Source organism: Klebsiella terrigena (genome assembly GCF_006539725.1).
Taxonomy (GTDB): Bacteria; Pseudomonadota; Gammaproteobacteria; order Enterobacterales; family Enterobacteriaceae; genus Klebsiella; species Klebsiella terrigena.
In genome coordinates, this window is record NZ_BJNO01000004.1 from 236801 (window position 1) to 256125 (window position 19325).

Here is a 19325-nt window from a genome sequence, read left to right on the forward strand (position 1 = left end):
AACATCTCGCTGTCACGATCGGCGATTAAGCTGTTACCGGATGCCGAACGCTAACGCGAAAGGCATTCCGGCCCTCGTTTTCTCCGCGCGCTCAACGCCTTGAACGCAGCGGATCGTCCATCTTAGCCCGAACAGGCGACATCTGCCGGTTCGGGCATTTTTTACATCCAATAATAATTCACCGGCACCGCGACCTTTTTCCGCTATCGGGTATACTCATCGAACCCCCTCTGACATAAGGATATTCTCATGACAACCCGACACCTGGTGAGTCTGGTTACGGGGGTGCTGATTCTCGCCATTATTTTGCCCACCGGGCTGAGCATCTGGCTGGCAACGAGTCAGGCAAAAACGCAGTTTTATAGCGAGCTGGATAACTACTCCGCACGCGTTTTAACGCGGGTGCAGCAGGTTGCCGATCAGGCGAAAGAGGCGCTGCAGGAAGCGGAGGCTATTCCCTACGCCTCGTGTAGCCCGCAGCATTTACAGGCGATGCGGCGCATTGCCTATACCCATCGCTACGTGCAGGAAGTGCTGTGGCTGCATGATTCAGTCCCGCAGTGCTCTTCGCTTGAAGACCGCAGCGCGCCCGTCAAATTTCCCGAGCCCGATAGCATCACCTCCGACGGCTACCGCGCCTGGCTGACAACCCTCAACGATCTCGGCATGCAGCGCCGGATGACGGCCCTGGGCAGCGATAACCATATGGTGATGATAGATCCCGCATCGTTTATCGACGTCGTCCAGCTGAGCCCGGATGAGATCCACACCGTTCTGTTTGGCACCCGGCGCGAACGGGCGATCGTCAGTAGCGAAAAGATCGATCCGCTTATCTGGGAGAAAATAAAAAATCAGAGTGCCAAAACGCTGACCCTCGACAATACCGTTTTCCGCATTCACCGCATCCCGGAGCTGGGCCTCGGGATTGCGACCTGGTCTTCGACCCTGCCGCTGCAGGAGCGATGGCGGCATCAGCTGCTGCTATGGGTGCCCATCGGCCTGTTTACCAGCCTGCTGGCCTCATTTTTAATTCTGCGGCTGCTGCGTCGACTGCGCTCGCCGCGCTATGGGATGCTGGATGCCCTGAACTCCAACGCCATCCAGGTCTACTATCAGCCGATTGTTTCGCTGCAGAGTGGCAAAATCGCGGGGGCGGAAGCGCTGGCGCGCTGGAAGCAGCCCGACGGTAGCTTTCTGTCACCGGATATTTTTATCCCGCTCGCCGAGCAAACCGGGCTGATTACCCGCTTAACCGAAGATATCGTCCGCACCATTTTTACCGACCTCGGCCCCTGGCTACAGCAGCGGCCGGAGGTCCATATTTCCATTAATCTGTCAGTAGATGATTTGCGCTCGCCAAAGCTGCCGATACTTCTGCGCGAACAGCTTCAGCACTGGAATATCGCCGCGCAGCAGATCATTCTGGAGATTACCGAGCGCGGCTTCGTTGACCCGCAAACCACGCTGCCGGTGATCGCCAGCTACCGTCAGGCAGGGCACCGCATCTCCATCGATGATTTCGGCACCGGCTACTCCAGCCTGAGCTACCTGCAGCGGCTGGACGTCGATACCCTGAAAATCGATAAATCGTTTGTTGATACGCTGGAGTATAAACCGCTGACGCCGCACATCATCGAGATGGCAAAAGCGCTCGACCTGGCGACGGTTGCGGAAGGCGTGGAAACCGAACGCCAGCGTGACTGGCTGCGCGATCACGGGGTGATATACGCCCAGGGCTGGCTGTACAGCAAAGCGCTGCCGAAAGAGAAGTTTATTCTGTGGGCGGAAAATAACCTGAAGGGATCGTGAACGCCGCGTAGCTGGCTATCACCATCCCCGAAACCGGCGGGCCGGCGGGGATGGTGCTGCTGGCAGATTATTCATCGAGTAGCGGCGCAAAGCCGCCAAAGATCATGCGCTGGCCGTCAAAGGGCATCCCCTCTCCCAGCGCCTTCATCCGCGGGTCCGTCATCAGTTTTGCGTTGGCGTTATCCCTCGCCTCTTTCGACGGATATTCGATCCAGCTGAATACCACCTCTTCATCGTCCTCGGCTTTTACCGCCATCCGAAAGTCGGTGTACTTGCCTTGCGGCACGTCGTCCGCCCAGCACTCCACAACGCGCAGCGCGCCAAACTCTCTGAACAGTGACGCGGCCTTCGCTGCCATCTCGCGGTATGCCTCCTTATTTTCCGCGGGCACGGCAACGACAAAACCATCAACGTACTTCATGAGCATTATCTCCGAAGTGAACAGCGCAGCCGGCGAACCCGGCGGCATCTGCAGCGTTAAGTTTAGTTGTCATCGCCGAAGACGACATAAAATCAGGATGCGGCTTCGCGGCTGGCGGCAACGGGCTGTACAGCGACGGGCCGGCGGAACCAGGGCAAACAGAGCTGAATAAGCGGCCCGATGGTCAGCGCATACAGCACGGTGCCGACGCCAAAGGTGCCTCCGGCCATCCAGCCAATCAGCAGTACCGATACCTCGATGGCGGTGCGGATCCCGCGCAGCGACCAGCCGGTACGGGCATGGAGTCCGGTCATCAGACCGTCGCGCGGCCCGGGGCCAAATCCGGCACCAATATACATACCGGTTGCCAGGGCGTTGAGGATCACCGCGCCGACCAGCAGCAGGCTGCGCGCCACCACCGATTCAAGCGGCGGCAAAACGGCCAGGGTCGCATTTGCCGCCAGGCCCAGCACGATCACATTGCTGATGGTGCCCAGCCCGGGCATCTGGCGCAGGGGGATCCACAGCAGCAGGACCGCCGCGCCGGTCAGGATCATAACCGTGCCAAAATCCAGCCCAAACTGTTTACCCATGCCGAGATGGAAAACATCCCACGGGTCGGCTCCGAGATTGGCGTGCACAAAGAGCGCGGTCGACACGCCGTACAGAACAAGGCCGATATAGAGCTGCAGTAGACGACGTAACATTTTTTACCTCTGGATGATTGCGGACCTCTCCATCATCGGCAAAAATGGATTGATAATTAATGGCCAGTTTTACAAAAGTGGATCGCTATGGCTTCTCGTCGATTTGGTACGCAATCTTTGGTGCGCCTGCTGGGAAACTGGCAGGAGTCCGCCTCCCGCACCCCGCTCTGGCGCCAGCTGGCAGAAGCGCTGAGGCTACTGATCCTTGACGGCCGCCTGACGCTGGAAACGCGTCTGCCCGGCGAGCGCGAGCTGGCGACGGCGCTGAGCGTTAGCCGCACGACCATCGCCAGCGCGCTCGGCCAGCTGCGGGAAGAGGGGTATCTTTACAGCCGCCAGGGCAGCGGCTCGCGCATCGCCCTGCCCCAGCGCCAGGCTGGAACGGTAGAACAGGCCGCCAGCGCCACGTCGGTGAACCTGGCCACCGCCGCCCTCAGCGCCGGGCCGGAAATCCATCAGGCCTACCATCATGCGCTGGGCGTGATGCCCCAGCATCTGACCAGCACCGGCTACGATCAGCAGGGGCTGGCGACGCTGCGCGAGGCGATAGCCCGCCGCTACTGCGAGCGCGGTTTAGCGACCCAGGCTGATGAAGTGATGATTGTTAACGGCGCGCTTAGCGGCCTGGCGCTGGTGCTGCGCTTAATGACCGGACCCGGCGACCGCGTGGTGGTCGATGCCCCAACCTATCCCATGGCGATCAGCGCGATTCAGGGAGCCTCCTGCCGGCCGGTTGGCGTGGCGCTGCCCGCCCAGGGCTGGGACTGTGACGGCCTGGCGGCAACCCTTGCGCAAACCGCCCCGCGCCTGGCCTGGCTGATGCCGGACTTTCACAATCCCACCGGCCGCTGCATGGATAGCGCCACCCGCCAGCGGGTGGCTGATATTGCGGCCCATACGCGCACCACGCTGGTGGTCGATGAGACAATGGTTGATTTATGGTACAACGCCCCGCCGCCTCCGCCGCTGGCGGCCTTCAATCCCGAGGCGCCGGTTATCACCATCGGCTCCGCCGGCAAAAGCTTCTGGGGCGGGCTGCGCATTGGCTGGATCCGCGCGTCGTCCCGAACCATCGCCTCGCTCGTCCAGGCCCGTGACTCCCTTGACCTCGGATCGCCACTGCTCGAACAGCTGGCCTGCTGCTGGCTGCTGGAAAATGAAAAACAGCTGCTGCCGCCGCGTCGGGCAATGCTGGCCGCCCGCCGGGATATGTGCGGTAAATTAATGGCTGAATATTTTCCCCACTGGCACTTTACGCCGCCGGAGGGCGGGCTCTCTTTTTGGGTTGAACTACCGGGGATGCTGGCGACGATACTTTCCGCGCGGGCAGAAAGCCGCGGTATTCATATCGGGACCGGGACGCGCTTTGGCCTCGCAGGGGCTTTCGATCGCTATCTGCGGCTGCCGTTTACGCTGGAGGATGAGGCGCTACGCAGCGCCTTCAGCACGCTACAGCCGCTGTGGCATAGTCTTGCACAGCAGAGTGAAAATACGCGGGCGCGGAAAATAATATAATAAAATATCGACGGGCTGGGTTCAGCCCGTCAAAAATCATCGTCCATGACGGATATGAGATGTTTTTATAAAATTGCAGTTTATCTTGTCATCGCAATATGTCAGCGGAATGACAAAATAAACCGCATTTCATTAATGCTGGCGCGGAATGGGAAAACTTTTTAACGAGATAATAAAACCATCGTCATCTTTTTTTATTTTTGCCCCGGTTTCGCACCAGTCGGAAGCAATGCGAAAGAACTCATCACTGCCGATATTCCAGTTCAGGCGAACGTGCTTCACATACCCTGAACGTAACATGTCGCAGGCTTCGCTGTAGTTGCTGGCTGTAGAGAGTTGTTGTTTCATTTTCTCTTCTTCAGAATCTTTCTTAATGCTTTGATTTCTTTAGGGGTTAATGGAGTCGTTTCCTCTTCGGTATGCTGGCTGTCAATATCCTCTTCCGAAACCCCCGCCTCGTCCGCTGAATCCGCTATTTGAAAAGCGAGTAGCAGCAGTTTCTCCGTCGCAGTACCCAGGTTTTCGTTATTTACTTCCGCATAGTGACGCAGCTTCTCTTTTAATTCTGCATCAATTTTTACGTTCAAAACCACTGTGGTCATAGTCACGCTTCCCGTGCAATAAATTCATCATAATTAATACACGAAGTTAACATGTTGATCCAGACATATATTTACGGCTTGTAATCTGGCAACAAATTCCCACTGCTAATCTGCCAGTTATTTATGACAAACGCATGACGGATATATTTCATTATTATTTCAAAATTATGACAGCTCATTTTCTGGGTAGCAGAAGAGTCGAGTTTGTGCAAAAAATAAATTCTTTGCCGCTGCCGGGCGGCGAGCCTCTTCGGGTATGCAGTAATGCTCCGTGGTTTGTTAAGGAACTATCGCAAAATCACTCTGATTCAGCGTTAGCCTCTATTGTTGGTTTCGCTGTCTGCGTACCTCTGATCCTGCTCACCTTCAAGAAAGTGAGATAACCGTCAAAGGCTGGAACCTACCAGCCTCTCCCCGATTTGAGGCAATAGAGGCCATAAAACCTGCTGGTAGTACAAATACCCGATACTTAATTCTTGAGGATAAAACATGACCAACAAACAGTTATTGCTCCAACTGTATGCCGAAACCGTAACTCTCGGTCGCTACATCGAATTAGAAGAATACGCTAAATATCCACTTACAGCGATGCACCCGAATTTGACACCAGAGAGCTTGAATGAGGAAGAGTTAATCCAACTGGTTATCGCTTCAGTCACCAATATGACAGGGAAATTGTGCTAATCGAACGCCACTTAAAGAAGGCCGAATTCTTTTATTGTAACGGTTTCCGGTGGATGCAGAACCTTCCAGACCATCAACAAATACCGCTGCACTCCTCTTGCTGAAAGGCTCTTTTGTAGAATTCAGATATGCATTTACGCACCTGTTGATCGTCAGTATTTCCCGTTCACCAACCTCTCCTGTTTTAGCGCTGGTGTACTTATCAAGCTCACTCTTTAGGCTCTTGAAGGGGGTTTTCTGTTGTGGTTGCTGGAAGGAAGCAGACGGGGTTGCTGTGTGTGCCGGGATGGACTGAGGAACGCAGTGGAAAGGTTGTGAGGTGAGATATTTCTCCACACGGAGCAAAGCTTCACGCCTGGAACGTGTGCGAAGAGAAATACGAATTTTACGGCGTTTCCGAGGTGTCAGGCAGACCCTACGGTAGAACCAGATCCCGTGACGGGAAAGCATAAGATGCGACATTGATTAGCGTCCTAAGTGATAAACAAAAGTTGTATCACCGCCGTTTCAATGCACGAAACAAAGGGGTTACATGATGGACATCATGCACTTAGCAGAATTGGGTGGGGGCCCTGCCAGCTACATCCCGGCACACACGTCGTCTGCTCTGGCTGCTTCCTTCCGGATCTGACCTGGTAAACAGAGTAGCGTTGCGGGAGAACCAACAGAGCCCCCATTGAGAGCGTTGTTAACCAACGCGCCGGCGCATTATCCCTACTGCGGCGCTGAATTGCAAGCTGGCGTCGCTCGGATGCTGGTTTATTGCGCAAAGCCGCTAACAGGCTGGCGAAAACCCGCCGCCGGCCGGGCTGTTAAATTTCGCGACAATCCTTACCGGGCAATACAAGGGATTGCGAGCGCCGTCGCGGCAGAATGCTTCATGCTCATCCATACTTCATCGGATAACGAAGCCCTCTTTTTAAATCAACATCTTATCGTTATGGGGAATCAATGAGCGAATCACCGCGTTTGACGTCAACTCTGGCGATGCCGGCGATTGACGGCGTGACCGTATCCTTCAAGGGCTTGCACTACCTGCGCCCGGAGCTGGTGCTGGATTTTATCACCATCAGCAGCGGCACGATGCTGGCGGTGACGCCGGTTGCGCTGCTCTACTCCACGGTCGGCGTGCTGCAGAGCGTCGAGTTACGCAGGCTGCCTATCGCGGTCTGCGGGCGCGTGGTTTACCCCATCACCTCGCAGAAGCTCCCGGCCCTGCGCGCAAAGCTGATTATTAACGCTCAGTCGCGGCGGCTGAAGTTTCTCGAAAGCCTGATGGCTTTGACTCCGCATGACAACATACACGGGATGCAGACCCTCGGCCTGGCGCTGGAGTTTACCCTCGCGCATTCCGCTTAAGCCGCGGGCTGTACAGCCCGTTATCCAGCGCTTATCCTGAACCTTTCCCGGCAACAGGGCGCCTCATGGATCCTCAAGACACATTTCCTCAGCGGGTATGGCAGATTATCGCCTCGATACCGGAAGGCTATGTCGCCACCTACGGCGACGTCGCGCTGCTGGCAGGCTCGCCGCGCGCGGCCCGCCAGGTGGGCGGCGTGCTCAAGCGTCTGCCGGAAGGCTCCGCTCTGCCGTGGCATCGAGTGGTCAATCGGCACGGCGATATTTCACTGACGGGCCCGGACCTGCAGCGTCAGCGCCAGGCGCTGCTGGCTGAAGGGGTACAGGTCTCCGGCAGCGGGCATATCGACCTGCAGCACTATCGCTGGATTTATTAAAAAAATGCCCCTGAACAGGGGCATTTGAGGTCTTATTGCGCGACGGCCGGCGTGTTCGCCGCTGCGCCATCGCCGGCGACAGGTACTGCGGTTTGCTGTACCGGCACCAGCAGCAGATCGGCACGACTGCCGCCACCGTTGACCACCGTCTGGACCGTATCGGTGATAAACATCAGCTGACCATTGACCGTAATGGCCGAGCTCAGCAGGATACGCGCGTTAGGCTTTATATCCGCCTGGTTGTACGGCAGAACAAAGTTATACGGCGGCTGCTGGCCTTCGGTACGTACGGCTTTCTGCGCCAGCACGCGCGACGGCGCGTCGGCCAGTGAAGCATCAGACAAGGTCACGGTCAGTACCGCATCCGGCGGCAGGGCAACTTTCTGCCGAATAGAGATAGTCCCGGAAACGTTAGGCTGTTGCTGCGAGGACGTCAGTGACGCGATGCCGTAAGGATCGGCGGCAGCCGCGTTATTTTTCGCACTGTCGCTGTGATTATTGGCACAGGCGGTCAATGCGGTGGCAACGGCTAAAGCACTTAACATATAGGCAAATTTCATGTTGTTCTCCTTTTCATCCCTATATACACAGGAGCATGTCCACCGACTGAATGGCATGAACATTTGTATCGTGCATAAGTGTGGCACAGATCTCAGTTCTCTTCCTGCAAACGACCCCTTATTCAGATTATTACACCCATCGGACCACTTGCGATTCCAGGTTATACTTTGCCTCAATACGCGCCGCGAGAAGCGGTTATCACCGATTGAGGGTAAATATGAGTCAGGCACTAACTAATCTGCTGGCATTGTTAAATCTGGAAAAAATTGAAGAGGGGCTGTTCCGCGGGCAGAGCGAAGATCTGGGGCTACGTCAGGTTTTTGGCGGCCAGGTCGTCGGCCAGGCGCTGTACGCGGCGAAAGAGACCGTGCCTGCCGAGCGCCTGATCCACTCATTTCACAGCTACTTCCTGCGCCCCGGCGATAGCCAGAAGCCGATTATTTATGATGTCGAAGTCCTGCGCGATGGCAACAGCTTTAGCGCGCGCCGGGTGGCCGCGATTCAAAACGGCAAGCCGATTTTCTATATGACCGCCTCTTTCCAGGCCCCGGAACCGGGCTACGAGCATCAAAAAACGATGCCGGCGGCCCCGGCGCCGGACTCTCTGCCTTCAGAGACCGATATTGCCCGTAAGCTGGCGCACCTGCTGCCGCCGCAGGTCAAAGATAAGTTCCTCTGCGATAAGCCGCTGGAGATCCGCCCGGTTGAGTTCCATAACCCGCTAAAAGGCCACGCCGCTGAGCCGACCCGCCAGGTATGGATGCGCGCCAACGGCGCCGTCCCGCAGGACATCCGCATCCATCAATACCTGCTGGGCTACGCCTCGGACTTTAACTTCCTGCCGGTCGCACTACAGCCGCACGGCGTGGGCTTCCTTGAGCCCGGAATGCAGGTCGCCACGATCGATCACTCGATGTGGTTCCATCGCCCGTTCAACGTTAATGAGTGGCTGCTGTACAGCGTTGAGAGCACCTCAGCTTCCAGCGCCAGAGGATTCGTGCGCGGCGAGTTCTATACCCAGGACGGCATCCTGGTGGCCTCAACGGTGCAGGAAGGCGTGATGCGCAACCGCAACGCATAGGGCGTAACGGCATAAAAAAAGCCTCCCGAGGGAGGCTTTGCTGCTACTGGAGATAACACAAGGATTCAGGCGTTGTAGGCGTTTTCGCCGTGGCTGTTGACGTCCAGACCTTCGCGTTCCTGCTCTTCCGGCACGCGCAGACCGACGGTCATATCAGCAACTTTATAGCCGATCCAGGCGACGACGCCGGACCAGACGATGGTGATACCGATACTTTCCAGCTGCACCAGCAGCTGATGCCCCATGGTGACGCCTTCTGCGTAACCCACACCGCCCAGAGAAGTCGCGGCAAAGATACCGGTCAGGATACAGCCGACAATCCCACAGACGCCGTGCACGCCGAACACGTCGCACGGGTCGTCAACGCGCAGCCAGCGCTTCAGGACAGTCACGCCCCACAGACCCGCCAGACCGGCAGCAAGACCGACAATCAGTGAACCACCCACGCCGATGTAACCACAGGCTGGCGTAATGCCGACCAGACCAGCAATCGCCCCGGAGCAGGCGCCCAGCAGGGACGGCTTACCGCGGGTCACCCATTCGCCGAAGGTCCAGGCCAGAATCGCAGCGGCGGTTGCCACGACGGTATTCACAAATGCCAGGGCCGCAATTTCGTTCGCCGCGCTCGCAGAACCGGCGTTGAAGCCAAACCAGCCAACGTACAGGATCGCGGTACCGGTGAAGACCATCGGCAGGTTATGCGGTTTGAACGCCTCTTTGCCAAAGCCCACGCGTTTGCCCATCATGTAGGCACCCACCAGCCCGGCAACCGCGGCGTTGATATGTACGACGGTACCGCCGGCAAAATCCAGCGCGCCGTGCGTCGCCAGCAGACCGCCACCCCATACCATATGGGCAATCGGGACATAGGAGAGCGTCATCCACACCACCACGAAGATCAGCACCGCGGAGAAGCGAATACGCTCCGCCAGCGCGCCGACGATGAGGCCGACGGTAATACAGGCGAAGGAGCCCTGGAAAGCGACGTGAATGTACTGATAGAAGGAGCCCATCAGCGCTTTCAGCTCAATATTCTTCAATAATACCCAGTCAAAGTTGCCGAAGAAGCTGCCGCCGGTACCGAACGCCAGCGTGTAGCCGTAGACCACCCACAGAACGCACACCAGAGCAAAGGTGACAATCACCTGAGTCAGCATCGAAAGCACGTTTTTGCCGCGAATCAGGCCGCCGTAGAACAGCGCGATGCCCGGAATCGTCATAAACAGCACCAGCGCGGTGCAGATCATCATAAAGGCGTTGTCGGCTTTATCCGCCACCGCCGGTGCGGCCATGGCCAATCCTGGAAGAAGCGCCAGCGCACCCAGACCTGTTTTCATTGTTGTTGCTATTTTCATCTTCTCAATCCCCATCACTGTGTGGTCTGGACGTTACAGTGCCGCTTCGTCGGCTTCGCCGGTGCGGATGCGAATAACGCGCTGCAGCTCGGCGACAAAAATTTTGCCATCGCCAATTTTCCCGGTGTATGCCGCTTTACTGATGACGTCAACGACCTCATCCAGCTGATCGTCGGCGATCGCCACGTCAATTTTTACCTTCGGCAAAAAGTTAACGCTATATTCGGCGCCACGGTACAGCTCAGCATGGCCTTTCTGGCGGCCAAACCCTTTCACTTCAGTGACCGTCAGGCCCTGAATGCCGATGGAAGATAACGCTTCGCGAACGTCTTCCAGTTTAAACGGTTTGATTACCACGGTAACCAGCTTCATAAGTCCCCTCCGATCAGAATTCGTAATGGCAGCAGCTAACACACAGGGAATAAAGCAAAGGCTATGCCAGAAATGAAAAAGGACCGCTAAGCGGCCCTTTTGATGGAGAAAAGCGAGAAACGACCCGGGAACGCGGGGGAAAGCGCCCGGGAGCGGCTAAAAATGCACCATTTTAGTGCGTAAGAGGTTGCATTTTTGCACCACGCTATATCGCCGCAGAATCACTGCCTGCTTATAGTGCATCAGGCAATCAGAGACTCTTCCTGCGAGCTGGCCGCCAGCTCCTCGCCGGCCAGCTGCAGCTGGTACATCTGCCAGTAGCGCCCTTTTTCCGCCAGCAGCTGCTGATGGTTTCCGCGCTCAACCGCCTGGCCGCGATGGAGCACCAGGATCGTATCCGCTTCGACTATCGTCGACAGGCGGTGGGCAATCACAATCAGCGTCGTGTTCTGACGAACCTTTGCCAGCGCCTGCTGGATCGCCTGCTCGGTGCCGGAATCGATATTGGCCGTTGCCTCGTCGAGGATCAGTATCTGCGGCGTATCGACCAGCACCCTGGCCAGCGCCAGCAGCTGCTTCTGGCCCACCGAGAGATTGTTGCCCTGCTCGCCCAGCTGGGTATAAAGCCCGCCCTCCAGGCCGCGCGCCAGCTCGGCCAACTGCACGGCTTCCAGCGCGTCCCAGACCTGCGCCTCGCTGATATCGCGGCCGAGAGTGACGTTGGCGTAGAAGGTATCGGCCAGCACGACCGGATCCTGCTGCACCATGGCGACGCCCTGGCGTAATGCGCTGTGGCTTAAAGAAAAGAGCGGACGGCCGTCAATACGGATCTCGCCTTTGCTCAGCGGGTAGTAGCCCATCATCAGGCTGGCAAGCGTACTTTTGCCGCTGCCGGTGTGGCCCACCAGCGCCACAAAGCTGCGGGACGGAATCTCCAGATTGATATCCTGCAGTACCAGCCGATCGCCGCGGTAGGCAAACGAGAGATCCTCGATCGATACCGCCCCGCTGCGCAGCGGAGCATCGTCCTGACCCCACGCCTGACGCGGTCGATCCATCAGCTCGAAGACCCGCTCGCCGGCCACCACCGCCTGCTGCAGCATCGACTGCTGTGTAGTCAGCTCAATCAGCGGCTCGTTCAGCCGGCCGAGATAGCTGATAAAGGCGTACAGCACCCCGACCTCAATGGTTCCCGAGGCGCTGAAGCCAAAGAGCATCAGCAGCCCGCACAGCACCAGCGTCGAGAAGAGGCTGAGCAGCGGACGCAGCAGGAAGCCGTCGAGACGCAGCGTTTGCATGCGCGCCAGATAGTGGGCATAGCTGGCCTCGCGCATCCGCTCGCCGAACCGCGCCTGCTGGCGGAACTGCTGGATAACACCCATGCCGTTAATCACTTCATTAAAGCCGTCGTTGATATCCGCCAGCCAGGCGCGCACCCGCCGGACAATAGGCGTGCTGTAGCGCTGATAGATCATCATGACGATCAGCACCGCCGGGAAAATCGCCAGCGCCACCAGCGCCATGCGCCAGTCGAGGCTGAACATCGCCACCAGCATGGCGCCAATCAGCGCCGCGCTGCGCAGCACCGTCGCCACCACGGTGACGTAAAGATCGCGGATCACCTCGGTGTCGTTAGTGACGCGGGAGATAAGCTGCCCGACCGGCTGCGTATCGAATTCGCTCAGCGGCTGGCGCAGCGCGGCATCCATCACGTCGCTACGCAGCTGCTGAACGACGCCGACGGCGGCGCGGTTAAACAGCAGCGACTGGTTGTAGTGCAGCGTCGCCGCGAGGATCTGCAAGCCAAGATAGGCCACCGCGAGCCCGCTAACCAGCTTCAGCGGCAGCGAATTCTTCGCCACCATGTTGTCGATGAAGTAGCTGATCAGCAGCGGGCCGCTGACTTCGGCGGCGGCTGCAATCCACATCATTCCGACCGCAATCAGCAGCGGCCTGCGCCACGGCGAGCCGTAGGCCAGCAGGCGTTTTAAGGTCGGCCAGAGTTCGGTAAAACTACGCATCGGCAGCCTCCTCAAGGTCATGAGGGGCATCATCCAGCGCCGCCTCCAGCTGCTGATAGCGGTACATATCGCGATACCAGCCCGGCTGCGCTGCCAGCACGTCATGGCGGCCGCGCTGGGCAATATGGCCATGCTGCATCACCAGAATTTCGCTGGCTTCCGTCAACGCCGATAGCCGATGGGCGCTGATGATCACCGTCCGCCCTTCTCCCCACTGCCGCAGGTTATAGAGTATCTGGTGCTCCGTGCGGCCATCTACCGCCGACAGGGCATCGTCAAGAATCAGGATCTCCGCCTCCAGCAGCAGCGCTCGGGCAATGGAGATGCGCTGTTTCTGTCCACCGGACAGCATCACGCCGCGTTCGCCCACCTCGGTCTCGTAGCCCTGAGGCAGGCGCAGAATATCCTCGTGAACGCTGGCAAGGCGCGCCACCCGCTCAATTTGCTCGGCCGTCGCGTCGGGCCTGCCGAGCGCGATGTTGTTTGCCACGGTGTCGGAAAACAGGAACGGCGTCTGATTGACCACCGCCAGCCGGCCGCGCCAGCTGTCGAGCTGTAGCCGGGTTAAGGGAATATCATGAAAACGAATATCTCCCTGGGTGACGTCGAAGTGGCGCTGTATCAGCGCCAGAATCGTGCTTTTCCCCGAGCCGGTTGGCCCACAGATGCCGAGCATTTGCCCCGGCTGCAGCACAAAATTGACCTTCTCCAGCGACGCTTTGTTGGCCTGAGGATAGATAAACTCGCGCACGGCGACGCTAAGCGTTCCGCGCCCTTCCGGCGCCGATTCGCTACCGTCTTTGACCGCCGGCGCCTCTTCCAGCATCGTGCGAATTCGGCTGTAGGCCGCGCTGCCGCGCTCGACGATATTAAACATCCACGCCAGCGCCAGCATCGGCCAAATCATCAGCCCCAGATACATCACAAAGCTGGTGAGCTGGCCTAACGTCATGCTGCCCTGCAGCACCATCCAGCTCCCGCCGCCGATTGCCAGCAGGTTGGCGGTACCGATAGCGATGTAAATCGTCGGGTCAAAGCGCGCATCGATGCGCGCCACGCGCATGTTTTTCTTACCGGTATCCTGCGCATCGGCCGCGAACTGCGCCGACTGCCGGTCTTCCAGGCCAAAGGCTTTAATCATGCGGATACTGGTCAGGCTTTCCTGGGTTCGGTCGTTGAGGCTTGAGAACGCCGCCTGCGCCACGCGAAAACGTTCGTGCAGCGCATCGCCGTTGCGCTTGATCATCAGCGCCATCACCGGCATCGGCAGCAGCGCCAGCAGCGTCAGCTGCCAGCTGATTTGCGTCGACATGACGATCAGCACCGCGCAGCCCATCACCAGCGAATCCACCAGCGTCAGCACGCCCTCACCCGCCGCGAAGACCACCCGGTCAACGTCATTGGTGGCGCGGGCGATCAGGTCGCCGGTGCGGTGGCGCAGGTAGAAGGCCGGATGCTGGCGGCTCAGCTGGCGATAGAAATCTTCCCGCAGCTCGACGGCCAGCTGATAAGAGGCGCCAAACAGCAGCACGCGCCAGACGTAGCGCAGCAGGTAAACCATTATCGCGATAAGTACCAGCACGCCAATCCACATCCACACCTTTTCTGCGGTGTAATGTTCTTTGGTGACGCCATCAACCACAATTCCCACCACCTTAGGCGGGATCAGCTGTAGGACGGCGATAATGGCCAGCAGAGCAATAGCGCCGAGATAACGGCGCCACTCCCGGCGGAAGTACCAGCTAAGTTGAGCAAATAATCGCAAGCAGTTAAATCCTGAGTGTATAAATCGTCGCGGCAAACGCCGTTAATCAATCGGTAAGGCCGTAGTGTATTTTATCTGTTCCATGGCAAAACTCGAAGTCACATCGGAGAGTCCCGGAACGCTGTTCACCAGCCGTTTATAAAAATCGTCGTAGCGCTTCATATCCGCGACCTGGACCCGCAGCAGGTAATCATACTCCCCCGCCATGCGCCAGAAGCCGAGAACTTCCGCCATTTGCGTCACCTCGCTTACGAAGCGGCAGTACCAGTCGCTGCTGTGATGCTGGGTCTTGATCAGCACGAAGGCCGTCAGGCTAAGACCGAGCTTTTCGGCATCCAGCAGCGCAACCCGCTCGCGCAGGATACCCTCATCTTCCAGCCGCTTCAGCCGTTTCCAGCAGGGCGTGGTGGTCAGATTAACGGCATCAGCCAACGCCTGCAAAGAGAGGGTGCAGTCCGTCTGCAGTAAAGAAAGCAGCTTGCGGTCAATTTTATCTAACATAGGTCACCAATAGAGAAAATTTTACTCCTTTTATTGTAATTCAAAGGCTAAATAGCAACAATTTTTCCTTCGACTTCCTTTAAGCTGGGCACAAAATGACAAACAGGAAATGAAGATGAACAGCGCCTGGGTAAAACACGCCATTAGCGAAATCAACGCCGACTATCAGCGCTCCGCCGACACGCACCTTATTCGCCTTGCGCTGCCCGGGTTCCCAGGGATCCAGATCTACCTGAAGGATGAAAGCACCCATCCCACCGGCAGCCTGAAGCATCGCCTGGCGCGCTCGCTCTTCCTTTATGGTCTGTGCAACGGCTGGATTAAAGAAGGGACGACGATTATCGAGTCGTCTTCCGGCTCCACCGCGGTGTCTGAGGCCTACTTCGCGCGCCTGCTGGGCCTGCCGTTTATTGCCGTAATGCCTTCCTGCACGGCAAAGCGCAAAATCGAGCAGATCGAGTTTTACGGCGGCCGCTGCCATTTCGTAGCCAGCGCCTGCGAAATCTACGCCGCCTCCGAAACCCTGGCTCGCGAACTGAACGGCCACTATATGGATCAGTTTACCTTTGCCGAGCGGGCGACCGACTGGCGAGGAAACAATAATATTGCCGACAGCATCTTCCGTCAGATGACCCATGAGCCGCATCCGCAGCCGTCGTATATCGTGATGAGCGCGGGAACCGGCGGAACCTCGGCAACCATCGGCCGCTATATCCGCAGCCAGGGCTACGATACTCAGCTGATGGTGGTTGACCCACAAAACTCGGTGTTTCTCGACTACTGGCAGAGCCGCGACGCCAGCCTGCGCAGTCCGGTCGGCAGCAAAATAGAAGGTATCGGCCGCCCGCGCGTCGAGCCGTCATTTATTCCGGATGTGGTTGATGAAATGCTGCGCGTGCCGGATGCCGCCAGCGTCGCAACCGCCCTGTGGCTGGAGACGCTGCTGGGCCGTAAGGTCGGAGCCTCGACCGGTACCAATATGTGGGGCGTGCTGGAGCTTGCCGTACGCATGCGTGCCGAAGGGCGGACCGGCTCGATTGTGACCCTGCTTTGCGACAGCGGCGAGCGCTACCTCGAAAGCTATTACGATCCCCAGTGGGTGGCGGCCAATATCGGCGACATCGCGCCGTGGCAGGCGCAAATTGCGGTAAAGACGGCGGCACAATAAAAAAAGCCAGGCTTAATGCATCATCGCGATGCCCGGCCTGGCTTGCTGGAATGGTCTAATTATTCGGGGGAATAAGGAAGATCGGGTGTATCCAGCCAATGCGTTAAAAAGTGGGAAACGGCCTGGTTGCGGCAGTCTCCGATAACCGGTAAATGCGGCAGCTCTGCCTTGAGCTGCGCCATGGCGTTGCCCATAATCACCCCGCGGCCGACGCTGCCCAGCATCTCGCGGTCGTTCATCGCGTCACCAAACGCCATACAATCCTGCAGCGTCAGGCCAAGATGCCGGCTAAGTACCGCCAGAGCCGCACCTTTATTACAGCCATTCGGCAGCACTTCCAGACAATCAACGGCCGAGAAGCACATATGCGCGCGCTCGCCCAGGGCTTCAGTAAGCTGAACTTTCAGCCGCTGGAGATCCTGATGATCGCCGCAGAAGCACACTTTGGTGACCTCGTGCGCCGGAATGCGTTTTAAATCACAGATGTGGTAGCGGAAGCCGCTAAAGATATGCGCCTGCAGCAGCTCGGGGATTGCTTGCCCGGTAAACCAACCGCCGTCGTTGAATACGTGCATGCTGGCCGCCGTATCCCAGGCGCCGTGCAGTACGAGTTCAGCAACGCCCGGATCGAGATCGCACTGATGCAGCACCTCCCCCTCGAGGGAGTGGATGCGCGTACCGTTGCCGGTAATAAGGAATGCATCGAGCGCAAACTCGCCGATCACGTGGCGCATTTCCAGGGCATGGCGGCCGGTGGCAAAGGTCAGGGTAATATCGCGCTCACGCAGGCGTTTCAGGGCCGAAAGCGTGCGTTCTCCCAGACGATGGTCCGGCATTAACAGCGTACCGTCCATATCAAATGCAGCGAGTCTGGCCATGTTTTGCTCCCGGAGGTGAGGTGGGTTTTGCTTGTGTTCCAGTATTGCCTGAGATATACGGAAGTAATAGTGAATAGATATTTTTTATTGTTCCGGGTTTATAAGTGGCGCTTGCGCGGACCCCGAAGGGGCGAGACAGAAGGATGGACCGGGTAATCGCAGCCATCTCAGAGACAGCCTTATAAAGTGAGATGTGTATACGCAGCCAACACAAGCAACACAAGCAACACAAAGACAGCCTTGTCGGCGGGGTGAATATACACAAAATCATTCGACCTGCATCAAGGCGGCAAGTGCGCGAATCCCCGGGAGCTTACGTCAGTAAGTGACTGGGGTGAGCAAGCGCGGCCAACGCAGAGGCAGGTTGAAGGATGAAGTGTATATGAGATTATTGAACAGGCTGAACCAGTACCAGCGCCTCTGGCTGCCTTCTTCCGGCGCTCCGCAGCAGGTTACCGTGGGTGAGCTGGCTGAGCGCTGTTTTTGCAGCGAACGTCATATCCGCACGCTGTTACGCCAGGCGCAGGAGGCCGGCTGGCTGAGCTGGCAGGCCAGTTCCGGTCGCGGCAAGCGCGGCACTCTTCTTTTTCACACTTCGCCTGAGATGCTGCGTAATGAGATGATGGAGCTGGCGCTCAATAGCGGGCAGCAGAAAAATGCGCTCGAGCTGGCACAGCTGGCGCCGGTCGATCTTAAAGCGCTGCTGTCGCCGTTCCTCGGCGGTCAGTGGCAGAACAATACGCCGACCCTGCGTATCCCCTACTATCGCCCGCTCGAACCGCTGCGGCCCGGCTTTTTACCCGGCCGGGCGGAGCAGCACCTCGCCGGGCAGATATTTTCCGGCCTGCTGCGTTTTGATGCGCAAAGCACCTGTCCGATGGGGGATCTGGCCCACCACTGGCAGGTCTCGGCGGACGGCTTGCGCTGGCATTTTTACATCCGCTCGACGCTGTTCTGGCACAACGGCGACCCGATAGAGACGCCTCAGCTACGCCAGCGTCTGCTGATGCTGCTCACGATCCCGGCGCTGCGTACGCTCTTCGCCAGCATCAGCCGGATTGATGTTACCCACGCCCAGCGTCTGACCATTACGCTGCATCGTCCGGACTACTGGCTGCCGTTTCGCCTCGCCAGCTATTGCAGCGTCCTCGCGCATCCGGACGATCCGACGATCGGCAGCGGCCCGTTTCGCCTCAAGCTGTTGAGCCCCGAGCTGGTGCGGCTGGAGAATCATCCCCGCTATCATCTGAACCATCCGCTCATCCAGGCCGTCGAATACTGGATAACCCCGCAGCTTTTCGAGCAGGATTTAGGTACCAGCTGCCGTCATCCGGTGCAGATAACGATTGGCGATGCCGACGAGCTGGCCCATCTTCGTCAGGTCAGCAATAGCATTAGCCTGGGCTTTTGCTACCTGACGCTGCGCCAGAGCCCTCGTCTAAGCAAAGCTCAGGCCCAGCGGCTGGTCGCGCTTATTCACCGCTCTTCGCTGCTGGAAACGCTGCCGCTCGACGAAGATCTGATTACTCCCAGCAACGAAGTGCTGCCCGGATGGTCAATTCCGCAGGAGCCTGAAGATCGGCAGGTGCCGCTGCCCGAGCGGCTTACCCTGCTCTACCATCTGCCGGTTGAGCTGCATACCATGGCCGAACAGCTACGGCAGCGGCTAAGCGAGCTCGGCTGTCGCCTGACGCTTATTTTTCACGATGCCAAAAACTGGGACGGCTGCCAGGCACTGGCGCAGGCGGATTTGATTATGGGCGATCGCCTGATCGGCGAGGCGCCGGAATATACCCTTGAGCAGTGGTTACGCTGCGACGCCATGTGGCCAAATTTGCTGACCGGGGCGCAGTATGCTCATCTGCAGGCCACGCTTGATGCGGTCCAAACGCAGCCGGATGAGCGCAGCCGCAACGATGCTTTGCGTAACGTATTCAACAGGTTGATGGACGACGCCATCATGACGCCGCTGTTCAATTATAATTATCGCATTAGCGCCCCGCCGGGGGTTAACGGCCTGCGCCTTAACGCGCGCGGCTGGTTTGATTTCGCCAGCGCCTGGCTGCCGGCCTCATCGCCGTGATGAAGCTGGTCGCCGCGCCCATCAAGCGCTACCATACTGCTTTCATTTTAATAGCCAGGAATGACC

Annotated in this window: 19 protein-coding genes and 1 other RNA gene; 8 read left to right on the forward strand and 12 right to left on the reverse strand. The window is 58.0% G+C overall.

Annotated features, from left to right (window positions below; genetic code table 11):
• Positions 1-249: 249 nt before the first annotated feature.
• The gene (locus RTE01_RS07710) at positions 250-1809 is read left to right on the forward strand and encodes an EAL domain-containing protein (RefSeq protein WP_134525337.1); all 1560 of its coding nucleotides are present in this window, start codon (positions 250-252) and stop codon (positions 1807-1809) included.
• A gap of 67 nt (positions 1810-1876) precedes the next feature.
• Here RTE01_RS07710 and RTE01_RS07715 read toward each other — a convergent pair whose 3' ends face one another.
• Positions 1877-2230 carry a DUF1428 domain-containing protein gene (locus RTE01_RS07715; protein ID WP_041147535.1) on the reverse strand — a complete coding sequence of 118 codons (354 nt, stop codon included), beginning with the start codon at positions 2228-2230 and terminating at the stop codon, positions 1877-1879.
• Between the two features lie 92 nt (positions 2231-2322).
• Entirely contained in the window at positions 2323-2937 is a 615-nt protein-coding gene (yczE, locus tag RTE01_RS07720) for a membrane protein YczE (RefSeq protein WP_134525336.1), read from the reverse strand.
• Positions 2938-3024: 87 nt separating this feature from the next.
• Here yczE and yczR point away from each other — a divergent pair, with 87 nt between their 5' ends.
• Positions 3025-4452 (forward strand): MocR-like transcription factor YczR, encoded by a 1428-nt coding sequence (gene yczR / locus RTE01_RS07725; protein WP_141334894.1) that lies wholly within the window; start codon positions 3025-3027, stop codon positions 4450-4452.
• Positions 4453-4584: 132 nt separating this feature from the next.
• Here yczR and RTE01_RS07730 read toward each other — a convergent pair whose 3' ends face one another.
• Positions 4585-4800 carry a hypothetical protein gene (locus RTE01_RS07730; protein ID WP_041144338.1) on the reverse strand — a complete coding sequence of 72 codons (216 nt, stop codon included), beginning with the start codon at positions 4798-4800 and terminating at the stop codon, positions 4585-4587.
• Positions 4797-5054, reverse strand: coding sequence for a hypothetical protein (locus tag RTE01_RS07735; protein WP_041144337.1), 258 nt, complete (start codon positions 5052-5054; stop codon positions 4797-4799). Before RTE01_RS07735 ends, RTE01_RS07730 begins: the two co-directional genes overlap by 4 nt.
• Positions 5055-5543: 489 nt before the next feature.
• Here RTE01_RS07735 and RTE01_RS07740 point away from each other — a divergent pair, with 489 nt between their 5' ends.
• A complete protein-coding gene (locus RTE01_RS07740; protein ID WP_134525335.1) occupies positions 5544-5738 on the forward strand; it encodes a hypothetical protein in 195 nt (64 codons plus the stop codon).
• Between the two features lie 570 nt (positions 5739-6308).
• Here the strand turns inward: RTE01_RS07740 and ffs are convergent.
• Positions 6309-6405, reverse strand: an RNA gene (gene ffs, locus RTE01_RS07750) — signal recognition particle sRNA small type.
• A gap of 284 nt (positions 6406-6689) precedes the next feature.
• On the opposite strand from ffs, the gene RTE01_RS07755 reads away from it, so the two are divergent.
• Both RTE01_RS07755 and RTE01_RS07760 read left to right on the forward strand, forming a co-directional pair.
• A complete protein-coding gene (locus RTE01_RS07755) occupies positions 6690-7097 on the forward strand; it encodes a hypothetical protein (protein ID WP_045854230.1) in 408 nt (135 codons plus the stop codon).
• A gap of 65 nt (positions 7098-7162) precedes the next feature.
• Entirely contained in the window at positions 7163-7474 is a 312-nt protein-coding gene (locus RTE01_RS07760) for an MGMT family protein (RefSeq protein WP_041144334.1), read from the forward strand.
• 32 nt (positions 7475-7506) lie between these two features.
• Here RTE01_RS07760 and RTE01_RS07765 read toward each other — a convergent pair whose 3' ends face one another.
• Complete coding sequence (locus RTE01_RS07765; protein ID WP_041144333.1) at positions 7507-8034, reverse strand: YbaY family lipoprotein; 528 nt, start codon at positions 8032-8034, stop codon at positions 7507-7509.
• A 218-nt stretch (positions 8035-8252) separates the two neighbouring features.
• Here RTE01_RS07765 and tesB point away from each other — a divergent pair, with 218 nt between their 5' ends.
• Positions 8253-9116 carry an acyl-CoA thioesterase II gene (gene tesB, locus RTE01_RS07770; RefSeq protein WP_134525333.1) on the forward strand — a complete coding sequence of 288 codons (864 nt, stop codon included), beginning with the start codon at positions 8253-8255 and terminating at the stop codon, positions 9114-9116.
• A 65-nt stretch (positions 9117-9181) separates the two neighbouring features.
• Here the strand turns inward: tesB and amtB are convergent, their stop codons facing one another.
• The 5 genes from amtB to RTE01_RS07795 all read right to left on the reverse strand — a co-directional run bounded on the left by amtB (position 9182) and on the right by RTE01_RS07795 (position 15130).
• Positions 9182-10471, reverse strand: coding sequence for an ammonium transporter AmtB (gene amtB / locus RTE01_RS07775; RefSeq protein ID WP_041144331.1), 1290 nt, complete (start codon positions 10469-10471; stop codon positions 9182-9184).
• 33 nt (positions 10472-10504) lie between these two features.
• A complete protein-coding gene (gene glnK / locus RTE01_RS07780) occupies positions 10505-10843 on the reverse strand; it encodes a P-II family nitrogen regulator (RefSeq protein WP_004858743.1) in 339 nt (112 codons plus the stop codon).
• Positions 10844-11085: 242 nt separating this feature from the next.
• Complete coding sequence (locus RTE01_RS07785) at positions 11086-12864, reverse strand: SmdB family multidrug efflux ABC transporter permease/ATP-binding protein (protein WP_134525332.1); 1779 nt, start codon at positions 12862-12864, stop codon at positions 11086-11088.
• A complete protein-coding gene (locus tag RTE01_RS07790; RefSeq protein WP_134525331.1) occupies positions 12857-14629 on the reverse strand; it encodes a SmdA family multidrug ABC transporter permease/ATP-binding protein in 1773 nt (590 codons plus the stop codon). Before RTE01_RS07790 ends, RTE01_RS07785 begins: the two co-directional genes overlap by 8 nt.
• A gap of 42 nt (positions 14630-14671) precedes the next feature.
• Positions 14672-15130, reverse strand: a complete 459-nt coding sequence (locus RTE01_RS07795) for an Lrp/AsnC family transcriptional regulator (protein ID WP_041144328.1) — start codon at positions 15128-15130, stop codon at positions 14672-14674.
• Between the two features lie 115 nt (positions 15131-15245).
• Between RTE01_RS07795 and RTE01_RS07800 the strand changes: the two genes are divergently transcribed.
• Positions 15246-16298 (forward strand): PLP-dependent cysteine synthase family protein, encoded by a 1053-nt coding sequence (locus RTE01_RS07800; protein ID WP_041144327.1) that lies wholly within the window; start codon positions 15246-15248, stop codon positions 16296-16298.
• Positions 16299-16357: 59 nt separating this feature from the next.
• Here the strand turns inward: RTE01_RS07800 and cof are convergent, their stop codons facing one another.
• The gene (gene cof, locus RTE01_RS07805) at positions 16358-17176 is read right to left on the reverse strand and encodes an HMP-PP phosphatase (RefSeq protein WP_041144326.1); all 819 of its coding nucleotides are present in this window, start codon (positions 17174-17176) and stop codon (positions 16358-16360) included.
• Between the two features lie 382 nt (positions 17177-17558).
• Between cof and RTE01_RS07810 the strand changes: the two genes are divergently transcribed.
• Complete coding sequence (locus RTE01_RS07810; RefSeq protein WP_134525330.1) at positions 17559-19259, forward strand: SgrR family transcriptional regulator; 1701 nt, start codon at positions 17559-17561, stop codon at positions 19257-19259.
• Positions 19260-19325: the final 66 nt, after the last annotated feature.

Excerpts from the sequence above, each read along its gene's own strand:
- RTE01_RS07710 (WP_134525337.1), top strand. The coding sequence starts at position 250 with ATGACAACCCGACACCTGGTGAGTCTGGTTACGGGGGTGCTGATTCTC.
- RTE01_RS07735 (WP_041144337.1), bottom strand. The coding sequence starts at position 5,054 with ATGACCACAGTGGTTTTGAACGTAAAAATTGATGCAGAATTAAAAGAG.
- yczE (WP_134525336.1), bottom strand. The coding sequence starts at position 2,937 with ATGTTACGTCGTCTACTGCAGCTCTATATCGGCCTTGTTCTGTACGGC.
- tesB (WP_134525333.1), top strand. The coding sequence starts at position 8,253 with ATGAGTCAGGCACTAACTAATCTGCTGGCATTGTTAAATCTGGAAAAA.
- RTE01_RS07795 (WP_041144328.1), bottom strand. The coding sequence starts at position 15,130 with ATGTTAGATAAAATTGACCGCAAGCTGCTTTCTTTACTGCAGACGGAC.
- yczR (WP_141334894.1), top strand. The coding sequence starts at position 3,025 with ATGGCTTCTCGTCGATTTGGTACGCAATCTTTGGTGCGCCTGCTGGGA.
- RTE01_RS07730 (WP_041144338.1), bottom strand. The coding sequence starts at position 4,800 with ATGAAACAACAACTCTCTACAGCCAGCAACTACAGCGAAGCCTGCGAC.
- RTE01_RS07740 (WP_134525335.1), top strand. The coding sequence starts at position 5,544 with ATGACCAACAAACAGTTATTGCTCCAACTGTATGCCGAAACCGTAACT.
- cof (WP_041144326.1), bottom strand. The coding sequence starts at position 17,176 with ATGGCCAGACTCGCTGCATTTGATATGGACGGTACGCTGTTAATGCCG.
- RTE01_RS07810 (WP_134525330.1), top strand. The coding sequence starts at position 17,559 with ATGAGATTATTGAACAGGCTGAACCAGTACCAGCGCCTCTGGCTGCCT.
- glnK (WP_004858743.1), bottom strand. The coding sequence starts at position 10,843 with ATGAAGCTGGTTACCGTGGTAATCAAACCGTTTAAACTGGAAGACGTT.
- amtB (WP_041144331.1), bottom strand. The coding sequence starts at position 10,471 with ATGAAAATAGCAACAACAATGAAAACAGGTCTGGGTGCGCTGGCGCTT.
- RTE01_RS07800 (WP_041144327.1), top strand. The coding sequence starts at position 15,246 with ATGAACAGCGCCTGGGTAAAACACGCCATTAGCGAAATCAACGCCGAC.
- RTE01_RS07765 (WP_041144333.1), bottom strand. The coding sequence starts at position 8,034 with ATGAAATTTGCCTATATGTTAAGTGCTTTAGCCGTTGCCACCGCATTG.
- RTE01_RS07755 (WP_045854230.1), top strand. The coding sequence starts at position 6,690 with ATGAGCGAATCACCGCGTTTGACGTCAACTCTGGCGATGCCGGCGATT.
- RTE01_RS07715 (WP_041147535.1), bottom strand. The coding sequence starts at position 2,230 with ATGAAGTACGTTGATGGTTTTGTCGTTGCCGTGCCCGCGGAAAATAAG.
- RTE01_RS07785 (WP_134525332.1), bottom strand. The coding sequence starts at position 12,864 with ATGCGTAGTTTTACCGAACTCTGGCCGACCTTAAAACGCCTGCTGGCC.
- RTE01_RS07760 (WP_041144334.1), top strand. The coding sequence starts at position 7,163 with ATGGATCCTCAAGACACATTTCCTCAGCGGGTATGGCAGATTATCGCC.